Below are 11,723 nucleotides of genomic sequence, written 5' to 3'. Positions count from 1 at the left end.
TCACCCCGTCCACTCCGACCGCCGCCGTCTTCTTCAACTTGAAGAAAGAGCGGTTCAGCAAGTCTTCATCGATATGATGCAACAAGGCCGTGAACTTGAGCTTGCTGTCCTTGCGGGCATGCTACACCCGGAGCGTCACCGCTCCCAGCGTAGGGCTTGTGACCAGAGTCACTGGCTAGGTTTTCTCTGTAAGACTCTTTCATTCTCTATTCCAAGCCGGTTTATCCCGGCGCTTTCCCAGACCCCATCCGCCCATTAAAGATGCCCGGCGTGTTCGAGGAAGTGTCCCGCGTGTTTCCTATCGCAACGACTTCCCCGGCACTTGAACAAACCAGACCAAACCAATGGCCAACAACAAAACCAAAAACGTGTCGCTCCGGCGCGAAAAACTCCTGGCCTCATGGCCTCATGGCTGGAGTTCGCTCCGGGTGCGACGTTCGCCGGATTCACCCTCGCCCAGTTCGAGGAGGCATCCATGGAGCCGCTTCAAGTCCGTAAAACGATGGAAGCGGCAAAAACCAAACTGGCGGGCTTGAAGCTGAAACGCGACAAGGCCGAAGAGACGCTGAACGAGAAGCTGGTGCTCATCGCCAACTCGATCCGGGGAACCCCGGAATACGGGCAGGACTGTGAGCTCTACCGCTCGCTGGGATTCATCCCGAAAAGCGAACGGAAGACCGGCACGGTCGCCAGGAAAAAAGCGTTGAAGACCGCTCCTGCAACCGCCCCGTCCGATGCAGACGCCGCTTGATTCGAGACCCTAAGAAAGCCGAGTCAAACGACGCTGCAAGTCGGTGCTAAAGAGGTCGTCGGTCCGCAAGGGCCGGCGGATTTTTTGCGCCATCAGTGGACCAAGCACCGGGACAGGCATCAAGGGAATTTCACCCGCTATGAGTGGATTTCATCCAGAGGCGACGAACATCGGACCTCGCTGGGAAGCAGGTCCGGCGTCGCCTACAGACCATGCCGGGACGAGCGAAGTGGGCGGATGAGGGTTATCTGTCCGTTGATGGGAGCCGGGAGAAACCGATGACTGCCGGGGAGAAGCCCCTTTGCGAAGTGCTGCCCTGCTCGACGGATCAAAAGACTGCGTGAACGGCCGGACCCATGGTGTCTCGTCGAACCGACCGCGCTCTATCCGGAGCGGCGACCTCTGGCCCGGCCGTAAAAAAGCGGCCCCCGGAAGAACCGGGGACCGCTGTGAGTGTTATTCGGATGCGGACGACCCGCAAGTTAGAGCAGCTCTCAGAGAGCCATGTCCTTGAGCTTCTTCAGCGGGCGCACCTTGACAACCGTGGTGGCTGGCTTGGCCTTGAACATCACTTCTTCCTTGGTGAAAGGGTTGATGCCCTTGTGCGCCTTGGTCGCCGGCTTGCGCACGGTGCTGATCTTCATCAAACCGGGGAGGACGAATTCGCCGACGGCGTTCTTCTTCACGTGGGCTTCGATGACGTCGGTCAGGCTGTCGAGAACGGCAGCCACTTGCTTGCGGCTGAGTTCCGTGCTTTCCGCGATCTGGTCGAGGATCTGGGTCTTGTTGAGCTTGTCTTTGATGGGTGCTGATTTCTTGGCCATGCGGGGGATTTCAGAGAACCCAGCGCGGATGTCAAGACTGCCGATGCCAGAAAATGCAAGTGTTGGCCTCCAGCCGCCACAAATCAGCCCTTCTTGGCCGGATCGAACCGTTTTTTCCACGGTGGAAGCTTTTCCTTGAAGGTGGATGCGGGCAGCTCGTCGTCGAATTCCGAGCGCTGGCCGATGCCGCGCAGGAGGCCGCTGATTTCCTTGGCCTCGTGCAGGAGCTCCACCATCCTCTCTGCGGATAGACCGGCCTGCTTGAGCTCGGCCTTCACCGCGGCGTCGCGCCGTTGCAGCACCGTGCCGGAAAGCAATGCCAGCGCTTGCTCGGCGGCTTGCATCCCGTCGAGCGAGACGCCATCAAGGCTGGATGTCTCGCGGGCGAGAGCGAGTCGATCGGCTTCGGATAGACCGCCCATGAAAGTGTTCACCGCCGCGTTCGAAGCAGGATCGGGCGCCGCGCCGAGGATGGTCTCCAACAGCGGGATTCCCTCTAGCCAGCGGTTAGCCTCGTGCAAGGTCTCGAATTGTTCTCCCAGAAACCGCTGCGCAGGGCCGGAGGAAAGCGCGAGATGACAGAGGAATGCGACGATCCGGTGCAGCCGCGTCGGCTCGGCGGGCGGTGGGCTCTCGCCTTCGCCCGCCGTCTTTTCGGCATACACCCGCTTCGGCCGCGCCTTGGCTTTGGCGATCGCCTCGCGCAGGGAACTCGTCGATGTCTGGAGGTGCACGGCCACGATGTTGAGCTGGTTGTCCTGCACCGCGAAGTCCGTGATCAGCGATAACAGCTCGGCGCACTCGTTCAGCGCGGCGGCCCGTTCCGTGGGTGAGTCGAAAACTCCCGTGGCCTTCGCCCGTTCGAGTTTGAAGTGGAAAAACTCTTTCGCGTTAGAGAGAAGCTGCCGGAAGGCCTCCTCGCCATGCGCCTTGAGATACGTATCCGGATCATCCCCCGCCGGCATCTCGACGACGCGGACGGACAGCCCCTCGGGAACGAGCTCGCGATACGCCTTCTCGGTCGCCGCCAGCCCGGCCTTGTCCGCGTCATAACAGACCAGCACGTTGTTGGTGTAGCGCTTGAGCAGCCTCGCGTGTTCACGGGTGCAAGCCGTGCCGCAGGTGGCGATGGCGTGCTCGATTCCCAGCTCGTGGCAGCAGATCGCGTCGATCTGACCTTCGCATAACAGCGCGGCTTTTTCCTTGAGGATCGGCTTCTTCGCCCGGTCCAGGCCGAAGAACACCCGCGACTTCTTGAAAATCGCGGTCTCCGGCGAGTTGATGTATTTCCCGCTGTTCTTGTTTTCGCGGAGCTGCCGGCCGCTGAACGCGATGACGTCGCCGATCTCGTTGCGAATGGGAAACATCAGCCGGTCCTGAAAGCGCACGAAGAGCCCGGCTCGCGGCTGGTTGTCCTCCTTGAGTTTGACGATCCCCGAATCTACCAGCTCGCGGCCGGTGAATTTCCGCGAGCGCGCCCAATCGAGGAAAAGCTTCGGGTGGTCCGGCATCCAGCCGACCGACCAGCTCACCGCCATCGCGCTGCCGAAGCCGCGAGATTTCATGTAATCCCGGGCATGGGCCGCCGCCGGATTTTGCATCAGCTGCTCGTGGAAAAACGCGGTCGCCTCGCGATGAATGTCTAGCAAGCGTCCGCGCGTGCGGCGGGATTGGTCGGCGTTCGGATCGGACTCCTCCTCGACGAGGTGAATCCCCGCCCGCGACGCGAGCTTCCGCACCGCATCCACGAACGGCAGGTTTTCATGATCGCGGACGAAGGAAATCGCGTCCCCGCCCGCGCCGCAGCCGAAGCAATGGAAGCGCTGGGTGGAAGGCGTGATGTAAAACGACGGCGTCTTCTCGTTGTGAAACGGGCAGTTCGCGCGGAACGCCGAGCCCGCCTTTTTCACCTGGATATAAGAACCGATCAAATCGACGATGTCCGTCGCTTCGAGCACTTTCTCAACACTGTCTTTGGGAATCTGGGCCACGGGTCTTGCTGGCCGGCAGACTACGCCCCGCGGGCCACCCGAAAGAAGTCGAATTTTAAAATCCGCGCGAAAGCATCGAATTGCTTGCCAAGTCAGTCCGCGTTCCTCCACTCTTTGGCCCGGTCGCGGGTTCCGCGGCCATTTCTGGTCAAAGCATGCTTAGCTCAGTGGTAGAGCACATCCTTCACACGGATGGGGTCGCAGGTTCGAAACCTGCAGCGTGCACCAGCCTGATTCTCAATAGGTTACAGGATTTCAAAGGGCGCTTTGCTGCCTAAAGCTTGTCCTAAGTCAGACTCTCGTAACTCAGGCGATTTTCCAGCCAAGCTGCCGCCATTTGCCAGCCGCAGAGTCCCGGCATTACCCGTTCCCCAACATCCCGCAGGCCGCCGCATACTCCGCGGACAGATCAAACCCGATGTCCACTTTCGGATCGATGATCTGAAAGCCGACGTATTCGATGCACAGCAGGTGCAGCCCAGAGAATTTCCCCGGAATCGAGCGCAGCGTGTATTGCTCCGCCGGGGTGTTCACATCCAGCCCCCGGCTGCCGAGCATCGCGATCTCGAACGTGATCTTCTGCACCTCCGCGCGCGGCAGGCCCTCGAAGCGCTCCATGGCCCCGAGGCAGAAGGAAACCGCATCCGGCCGGAGGCCACCGCCGCGAATCCGGAATGCCTGCTGAGCGATCCGGCTGCGGCCTTGTTCCGCCATTTCACCCATGGGCCCGTTCCGGTCGAGGGCGAGAACCTTCACATAAGCCTCGTCGGCCTCCTCCGTTTTCCCCGACTCTTCCAAGGTCCCCGCCAGGTTGAACCAACATTGCGGATCGGCCGGAAGCAGCCGCGCCGCAGCCTGAAGATGGACAATCGCCTCATCGATGGACCCGCAGCGCGAGAGGATCGCTCCCAGATTCTTGCGCACATGGCCGTCGTCCGGGTTCAGGCTCACCGCCATCGTGAGCGACTCAACGGCATCCTCATCCCGATCCATCCGCGCATGCGCGACTCCGAGCGCCACCCAGCCGTGCGCGTGGGAGGGATGGTCCGCCAGCAAACGGCCCAGCAATTCCACCGCCTCCTCCAGTTTCCCCTGGTCGCTGAGCGCCATCGCCAGATTGAAAAGCGCATCCGCATCCGCCGGATCCCGTTGGAGGGCCACGCGCAGCATCGCGATTCCCTTTTCGGAATCGCCCGCTTTCAGGAAATCGACACCCCGTTCCGCGAGCGTCTTCGCCTCGGTGGAATCACTCCAACGGATGATGATCCGGTCCGCCGTCACCACGATCTCCGCGCCGCCGCCCTGTCCCGCGAACTGCTCCGCGAAGTGCTCGCGCACCGCTTCGCGAAACGCGTCGCCCGACAACACGCGCTGGGCCTCCGGCAATTGACTGCGGTCGAATTCGTCCAGCGCCAGTTGGACCTCGTGGGGTGTGTTCGTCATCAAGTTAGAAGGTGGGGTTGAAAGTGAAAGGCACCGGTCAGTCCAAGGCATTCCGCCCATTGGGAAATCAGCGCGCCGTCCGCGGCGGGTTCGTCGGGAATCTCTTCAAGCGCCCGCAGGAGTTCCCGCGCCTTGGCTTCATAGCCCAGCGCCTTGAAGGGAATCTGGAAGCGGCTGTCCTTCAAAAGCCCGCCCCAGTGAATCGCGTAGGCCGCGTTCATGATCGAGTTCGCATCCACCAGGGCCTTGGGCAGGCGCTTGCGGATCTCCGGCGACAGCGCACGGCCGCCCTCATCGAGCTGCGCGCGGACCGCCTGCTCCTGCTGCTCGCGGAGTTCCGGCAGATGGTTCCAAATCCAGTCATCCACCCGCGCCCCGACCGAGTAGGACCGCAACTGCACCACCAGTTGGCCCGACCATCGGAGCCGCGAAATCGCGTGGATGCTCCTCCAGCCCCATCAACCGGATTCCGGCCTCCTGCTCGGCGGCGCTCGACACCACATCCCAGCGATTCTCCGCCGGACAGGAAAACAAGCGCACCAGGAACCCAAGCTGGTAGACCACCAGATAATCCACCGCACGGGTCCCCGGCCGATACCGCAGGAAATGCGCCGGAGCGCTTCCCCGCGCGGTGGTGACCGCCGCCATCACTTTCAAATCCGGGTCCTCCGCCACATGCACGGGCCTGCCGGAAAGCGCTTCGACTTTCCGGATCATCTGTTGGGCGGCGGGGTGCAGGGGCATGATAGATTCTATTGGGGTTGGGTCTTTTGCGTCCCAGCGTCGGCCAGCATGTGCTCGAACAATTTCCCGATGTAGGTTTCCGGCTCATCCTTCTGAAGCAGCACATGGGCGGCGGCGAAGTCGGCCTCGGTCTTCAGCTTGTCCCACCAACTGATTTGCCGGAACGAGGTGCCGGAGATGATAAAGGAGTTGAGGATCAATTTCGGATTCTCCTGCTTGAGCCGGGCTTCCAGTTCTTTGATGGTCTTGGCAAATTCGACTTTGGGGTCGTCGAAGCCCTGCGTGTGAAGCAGGCCTTTGGGATCGACGAAGCTGAGATACTGGGTGTCGCCGACGAGAAGCCAGACGATGAAGTCAGGATAGAAATTCCCGGCTTCGAAGAAACCGATGCCTTTTTTACTGCGATTCCGGAGGACATAGAGTTCTTTGCCCTCGAAAAAGCCGGGACTGGTTTGATGGAATTTCTTGAGGTCGTTGATGAAGTCCCACTCGCCTTGGTTGAGCTGGATCGGCGACACTTCGATCATGGCGTTGCCATTGATGGTTATGACCGGGGCGTAGAGATGCGGGTCCCACTGGAGGCCTTGGACGCCGCGATAGCTGAAGAGTTTTCCACTCCGCACGGTGGCGGATAGATCTTCGATTTGTTGGATCAGCTCGGTTTCACTGCGGTCGATCTGGAAAATGTATTCTTTGACGAAGTTCGGATCGTCCGAGGTCAAATCATAGACTTTCGCATGCTCGCTTTCCCACGCCTGCTTGCGGAATTTGTAGAGTCGCTCACAGTAGCCGCAGAGCAGGGCTTCAGCGATTTGCTGCCAGACGCGGACTTTGTCGAAACGGGAAGCGCTGAGTTCTTCCGGCGGGATGTAGAGGCAATACCAATGAGGATCGGAAAGCAGGCTTTCCACCGCGGCGCGTGATACGCTGAGGTTGTAGTAGCCTCGCTCGTTTTTGAGTTGTTGAAGCCGAAGATGCAGCGACTCTTGGTCGAGGAAGGCGAGGTGGTGCTTTTCTAGTTTCTTCTCGGTCCGGCTGCCCATCAGGGCGACGTTGCTTTGCCCGGTGGCCTTCATCGCTTCGATGCGCGGATACCAGTCCACTTTCACGGGTGATCGGCGGAAGTGGTTTTTCTCCAGATCGAGGACCGGCCTTGGAGCATCGCGTTTGAAATCGATGTCGTCTGGCACGCGGATGACCTTGAGCTTTTTCAACGGGAGATCGGTGAGCGTCGGCATCGCCGGGACTTCGACGGTTTCCCAATCGGGATCGGTGTTGACGCCTTCAAGCTCTAGATAGGCGCGGAACTGCTCCATGTAATCCGCGCGGACGCCGAAGACGTCGAGGGTTTCGCACAAGGGCAGGAAGCGGAGTTGCGCGTCGGTGGCACCCTGCATGATCGACAGATTCAGTTTTACGAGTTCGCGGCTGCGTTTGAGCGTGGTGTTCCAGCCTTTGAGGCGGACGCCGCGGCCAAAGAGCTGGATGATCTCGGAGCCTTCGCCCTGGCCCATATACATCAGGCCGATGGCGGAGACTCGCCAACTGCTCCAGCCTTCGGTGAATTTCTTGGAACCGATCAGCAGATGGATCTTCGAATCCAGTTTTGAAAGATTCCGGAAAAGCGAGCCGCCGAATTCCTGATCGGAGGTGGCGAGGTGATTCGGATGCTCGCCGCAGAGTTCATGAAGCTTCTTTTCATCGCCGACGTTGATGACACCGAAGGGTTCCGAGGCACCGAGTGACAGGCTCAGTTCGCCCTGAGCTCCTTTCAAATCCCGGACGTGCAGGATGCCGCCGGTGGACGAGTTGAAGAAGGACTTGAGGATGTCGTCGAAGACCTGTTCGCCGCTCAATTTCAGCTTTTTCAGATAGGGGAATGAATCGGCGAAAAGCACGCGGTTGTTTTTGTCGATGAGTCCGTCGCTTCCATCGAGCAGCATGTCCAGATGGTGAATGGACTCGCTGCGGCTGCGGGAGAACTCGGCGAAAAACAACAGCACATCCACCACATCGGAAACCTGATGTTTGCTCTCGGTGCGGACGACGTTGACCTTGGAGCCGAAGAATACCCAGAGCGGGCGTTCGACGTTGAACACGGCGAATTCCGCCGAATGATCCAGCCAGATGCGGAGCTGTTGATAGAACGAAAGCAGCGCGGCGGTGAGGTAGAGTTTCCGCTGCTCTTCGGACCTCTGCTCCTTGAGATTGAGGATGCGGTAGTGCTTGCCGTAGCCGTCCTTGTAGAAAAATCGGTAGCTGTAATCGAAGAGAATCCAGCGGGCATAATTCTGCTCCAAAGTGTAAATTGGATTACCATCTTCGTCCGTCTTGTCTTTTTGCGCCGTCGCCGCTTTCACCGACTGACCGAAGGTGGCGGAATATTCGAAGCTGAATCCATCGCGACAGAGTTTTTCACGGCGTTTCATCCATTCCTCACCGGATGAACCACGATGGCCTTCGTCCACTAACACAAGATTGTTTCCTTCGAAGCAATCGACCGCCACGGTCTTTTCCTTCGATTCATCGGCGAGTTTGTTCACGTCGATGATCTCCACGGTCTGGCCGGAGAACATCGAGCGCATGCTGGTGCCGTCCTTGTCGAACAGCTCGGCATCGATTCCCGAGTCGGCGAATTCCTTGAGGTGCTGGAGGCTGAGACCTTCCTTGGGTGTCAGTAGGATGATCTTGTTCAGCTCATGCCGTCGTCCCGCCTGTTGCAGGTGATGGAGGTATTGCAGGATGTTGACGTGCATCTGCAAGGTCTTGCCGCTGCCGGTCGCCTGCCAGAAACAAAGCTTCTTGAGATCGACGGTTCGAAAAGGCGGTAATCTATCCGGCTTTTCGACTTGCGCGTTGAACGAGTCGAGGTGCCGGTTGAGCGATTCCAACAAGTCCGCCGGGCGCTTGAAATACCAGTGCAGGTAGATCTCGGTGAACAGCAGCGCCGTGTATTGATAGTATTTCCAGCGGATCGGCTCCGGCCTGCGGCCGTTGATCGCCATGGTGTGACGGACGATGTTTTCATCGAAAGCCCGCAACAGGGCGTTGGGAAGATGCTGGCGCTCGACCGTCCGCTGGGTGAGCAGACGGTGGTATTCGGTGACGTTTTCCGTATCCCATTTCTCGGCGTCCGGATGGCGGAATTCCTCATCGCAGAGACTGTAAATGTCCTGCGCCTCCAGCAGGGAGAAGATCCATTGCTGGAGGACCAGCTTCTGATCGAAGTCGAGCTGGGGCGGGGCGGATTTACGGCGGGCGGGCATGGCGGGAAAGTGGACTGGGGAAGCCGTTCAGCGAACGGGCGCGATATTTGCGTTGCGTTTGTTGCGTTTAACGACTTTGTTGTGGGTATTCGAGACACCATGATCACCCAACGCCAAAACCGTCTTTCGTCCCGTTTCGATCCAGCGGCCTTCAGTTCCGAGGAAATGGAGTCGGTGACCGGGCTGATGGAACTCTTCCGCCGTGAGACACGGCCGCCCGCCCTGGTGGACGAAACCGGACGCCGCACCGAGCTGCCGCGGCCGATTTACGAAATGCTCGTCCGCGTGGCTTCCGCGTTGCAGGAGGGCAAGGTGATTACACTGGTTCCGGAGACCCAGGAACTCACCACCCAGGCCGCCGCCAACCTGCTCGGGGTTTCCCGACCGCATCTCATCAAGCTCTTGGAATCCGACGAGTTGCCTTTCCACAAGGTCGGAGCCCACCGGCGCATTCTCATGAAGGACCTGATGGATTTCCAACGAACCCGCGACGCGGAACGCCGTGCCGCGCTCGATGAACTCGCGCGCAGAGCCGAGGAAGCCGGGCTTTATTGATCCACAGTCCGCCCTCCGCCGATGACCGCCGACTTTCCGGTTCTGCTCGATGCCTGCGTGCTCGCCAACCAGCGGGTGACCGACCTGCTTCTGCGCCTGGCTGAAACGCCGCGGCTGTTTCTTCCCTACTGGAGCGACCGGATTCTCGACGAAACCGACCGTGCGTTGGGAAAATTTGGCTGGCCTGACGATCTCATCGTCCATCGGCGGCAACAGCTCGCCCGGCACTTTCCGGAAGCCAGCATTGAAGGATTCGAGCCGATCGAAGCCTGCGTCGGGAACGATGCCAAAGACCGCCACGTCCTCGCCGCCGCCATCCGTGGCAAGTGCGAGATCATCGTGACCTTCAATCTGAAGGACTTCCCGGTTGCGGCCTTGGAACCTTGGAACATCGAGGCGCATCATCCCTCCAAGTTTCTCAGCAGCCTCTACTCCTTGAATCAGGCGCTCGTCGTCCAGCGGCTCCATGAAATCGCCGCCAACCTGCGGATATCCATCCACGAGGTCATCACGCGTCTGGCGGAACCCGTGCCGGCCTTCGCCTTGCAAGTGGCCGATGACATCGGAATCGAACTTGGATAACCGCTCCATCACTCGCAGCCCTCCCATATGAGCTTGGGGAACTCCTCGTCGGTGAGGCGGACTTTCCAGGTTTGATCGTCGCGGCGGAGGTTTTCCAAATGGTGGTCGCCGTTCACGTAGATCACGGCGAATTCGCCATCGAGCACGCTGATCTTCTGCTTTTTGCACCAGGCGTTCAGCGCCTCTGCATCGACTGCCGTGGTGTTGCGCCAGAGGACGAGGACTTTCTCACCTTCGGGGTTCGTGCCTTCCGCCCAGGTGACGCCGCCGCCCTGGCCTTGGGCGAGCACGCTGAGGCCGAGCAGCCAGTTGAAGGTTTCGACGAGATCGACCTGGGTGGGCTTGGTCTCGCCCGCTGTGCCGGTGGCGATTTGCAGAGTATAGTCGAAGGGATCGGTGAACGCGGAAACATTGAGCAGGCTCTGGCTGCCGCTTGCTTCCAGATCGAGCATGTAGCCGAGCTGATAGTCCTCACGGGCTTCCGGTGAAAATTTCTCCAATGCCAGTTCCTGCTCGCGGGTGCGGTGCAGGCGGAGATTGTTCAGGGTGTCCTCGTAGCTTTCGAGGCGCACGTATTTAAAGCAATGGGAAATACCCTTGTTGCGGAAAACCGGCTTGCCGTCCTTCCAATCCGGTGAGTAAACGACCTTGGCAATGCGCGGCTTGAGCACCGTGTCAAAGTGATCACCCATTTCAATGAGAATATACTTGCGGCGACCGTTGTCCTCGCGGTTGAGCTGAAGCAATGAGTCGGCCGTTGTTCCCGATCCAGCGAACGGATCTAAAACGACCGCATCGTTTGGACAGGAGATGGCGAAAAGGCGAGCGAGCACGTTATGATCCTTGGGATTGGCGAAAACTTCTTTGGTTCCGAATAAGCCCTCGATGCGCTTCGTTGCGGAGCGCCCATCTTGATAGATAACTGAACGAGGACTTGAGAATTCGGTTTCGTGCAAAAATGACTTTCGACACGGAACCGTAGTTTCATCGGGTCCGAAATGAATGAGATCATCGGCTAGTTGCTTTTGCATCGTCTCCCAAACGAAGCGGTAGCCGCCTTTTGGAGCCTTACATGTTCTTCCTGTGACGGGATGGGGCACGTCATAGAAGTAGCCCTTAGCGGGCTTTGATATATTGTCCGGGAAGTAGATTCCACGCCGCTCGATTCGACTATAATGGCTCCACTGCTTAGCGGGATTAGAATCTTTTAATCCAGCAAACCACCCCTTTAATGCAGCTGTCTGCTCCAGATGATTCTCGGGAAATTCTTTTTTGAACTTCTGGTAGGCACCGTAGATTTCATCGAGTCCGGGCTTGCGCTCCAGCCACCGTTGTGAGTCGGCATCGCAGAGCGACTTATCTCGAAACGCGGTGAGCAAATACTCGTGGCTGAATGAAATATACTTTTGGTCGTTCTTCGAGCTTCCCTGCCAGATCAACTCGGAAGAGGATTTTTTTTCGTTAAAATGTTAAAATCGATTGGTGCTGGTTGATCGGGCGATGTTCCGACATCGCCTGTTTGAACAAACGTTTCAAATCAACCAACACCATGAGTAAACAGACAGGG

11 protein-coding genes and 1 tRNA gene are annotated in these 11,723 nt (G+C 58.9%); 5 read left to right on the top strand and 7 right to left on the bottom strand.

Translation table 11 applies throughout. The features are described 5' to 3' along the window. On the top strand, positions 1-259 hold a 259-nt coding region (locus AC4DF4_RS15930), incomplete at its 5' end, for a hypothetical protein (RefSeq protein ID WP_490049099.1). 141 nt (positions 260-400) lie between these two features. Further along, entirely contained in the window at positions 401-751 is a 351-nt protein-coding gene (locus AC4DF4_RS15925) for a hypothetical protein (RefSeq protein ID WP_490049098.1), read from the top strand. Positions 752-1,245: 494 nt separating this feature from the next. Here AC4DF4_RS15925 and AC4DF4_RS15920 read toward each other — a convergent pair whose 3' ends face one another. Both AC4DF4_RS15920 and dnaG read right to left on the bottom strand, forming a co-directional pair. Beyond that, positions 1,246-1,575, bottom strand: a complete 330-nt coding sequence (locus AC4DF4_RS15920) for an HU family DNA-binding protein (protein ID WP_490049097.1) — start codon at positions 1,573-1,575, stop codon at positions 1,246-1,248. 83 nt (positions 1,576-1,658) lie between these two features. Continuing rightward, a complete protein-coding gene (gene dnaG, locus AC4DF4_RS15915) occupies positions 1,659-3,566 on the bottom strand; it encodes a DNA primase (protein ID WP_490049096.1) in 1,908 nt (635 codons plus the stop codon). Positions 3,567-3,719: 153 nt separating this feature from the next. Between dnaG and AC4DF4_RS15910 the strand changes: the two genes are divergently transcribed. Then, positions 3,720-3,794 (top strand) — tRNA-Val (locus AC4DF4_RS15910). Positions 3,795-3,926: 132 nt separating this feature from the next. On the opposite strand, the gene AC4DF4_RS15905 is transcribed toward AC4DF4_RS15910, so the two are convergent. The 4 genes from AC4DF4_RS15905 to AC4DF4_RS15890 are packed head-to-tail and all read right to left on the bottom strand — an operon-like array spanning position 3,927 to position 9,019. Further along, positions 3,927-5,009, bottom strand: coding sequence for a tetratricopeptide repeat protein (locus AC4DF4_RS15905; RefSeq protein ID WP_490049095.1), 1,083 nt, complete (start codon positions 5,007-5,009; stop codon positions 3,927-3,929). Next, on the bottom strand, positions 5,009-5,404 hold the full coding sequence (locus tag AC4DF4_RS15900) for a hypothetical protein (RefSeq protein ID WP_490049094.1): 396 nt from the start codon (positions 5,402-5,404) through the stop codon (positions 5,009-5,011). Before AC4DF4_RS15900 ends, AC4DF4_RS15905 begins: the two co-directional genes overlap by 1 nt. Then, positions 5,370-5,753 carry a hypothetical protein gene (locus AC4DF4_RS15895; protein WP_490049093.1) on the bottom strand — a complete coding sequence of 128 codons (384 nt, stop codon included), beginning with the start codon at positions 5,751-5,753 and terminating at the stop codon, positions 5,370-5,372. Before AC4DF4_RS15895 ends, AC4DF4_RS15900 begins: the two co-directional genes overlap by 35 nt. 8 nt (positions 5,754-5,761) lie before the next feature. Continuing rightward, entirely contained in the window at positions 5,762-9,019 is a 3,258-nt protein-coding gene (locus tag AC4DF4_RS15890; RefSeq protein ID WP_490049092.1) for a DEAD/DEAH box helicase family protein, read from the bottom strand. A gap of 99 nt (positions 9,020-9,118) precedes the next feature. Between AC4DF4_RS15890 and AC4DF4_RS15885 the strand changes: the two genes are divergently transcribed. After that, on the top strand, positions 9,119-9,574 hold the full coding sequence (locus AC4DF4_RS15885) for a helix-turn-helix domain-containing protein (protein ID WP_490049091.1): 456 nt from the start codon (positions 9,119-9,121) through the stop codon (positions 9,572-9,574). 21 nt (positions 9,575-9,595) lie between these two features. Next, positions 9,596-10,156, top strand: coding sequence for a PIN domain-containing protein (locus AC4DF4_RS15880; protein WP_490049090.1), 561 nt, complete (start codon positions 9,596-9,598; stop codon positions 10,154-10,156). Between the two features lie 8 nt (positions 10,157-10,164). Here the strand turns inward: AC4DF4_RS15880 and AC4DF4_RS15875 are convergent, their stop codons facing one another. Beyond that, a complete protein-coding gene (locus AC4DF4_RS15875) occupies positions 10,165-11,595 on the bottom strand; it encodes a DNA methyltransferase (RefSeq protein ID WP_490049089.1) in 1,431 nt (476 codons plus the stop codon). Positions 11,596-11,723 lie beyond the last annotated feature (128 nt).

It is taken from the genome of Luteolibacter sp. (assembly GCF_058122085.1).
The sequence above is the reverse complement of the archived record's forward strand: the minus strand, read 5'-3'. Positions and strand labels throughout refer to the sequence as shown.

Bases quoted from the DNA above. Each gene is read 5' to 3' on its own strand.
- AC4DF4_RS15880 (WP_490049090.1), top strand. From the start codon at position 9,596: ATGACCGCCGACTTTCCGGTTCTGCTCGATGCCTGCGTGCTCGCCAAC.
- AC4DF4_RS15925 (WP_490049098.1), top strand. From the start codon at position 401: ATGGCCTCATGGCTGGAGTTCGCTCCGGGTGCGACGTTCGCCGGATTC.
- AC4DF4_RS15885 (WP_490049091.1), top strand. From the start codon at position 9,119: ATGATCACCCAACGCCAAAACCGTCTTTCGTCCCGTTTCGATCCAGCG.
- AC4DF4_RS15920 (WP_490049097.1), bottom strand. From the start codon at position 1,575: ATGGCCAAGAAATCAGCACCCATCAAAGACAAGCTCAACAAGACCCAG.
- AC4DF4_RS15890 (WP_490049092.1), bottom strand. From the start codon at position 9,019: ATGCCCGCCCGCCGTAAATCCGCCCCGCCCCAGCTCGACTTCGATCAG.
- AC4DF4_RS15905 (WP_490049095.1), bottom strand. From the start codon at position 5,009: ATGACGAACACACCCCACGAGGTCCAACTGGCGCTGGACGAATTCGAC.
- AC4DF4_RS15895 (WP_490049093.1), bottom strand. From the start codon at position 5,753: ATGCCCCTGCACCCCGCCGCCCAACAGATGATCCGGAAAGTCGAAGCG.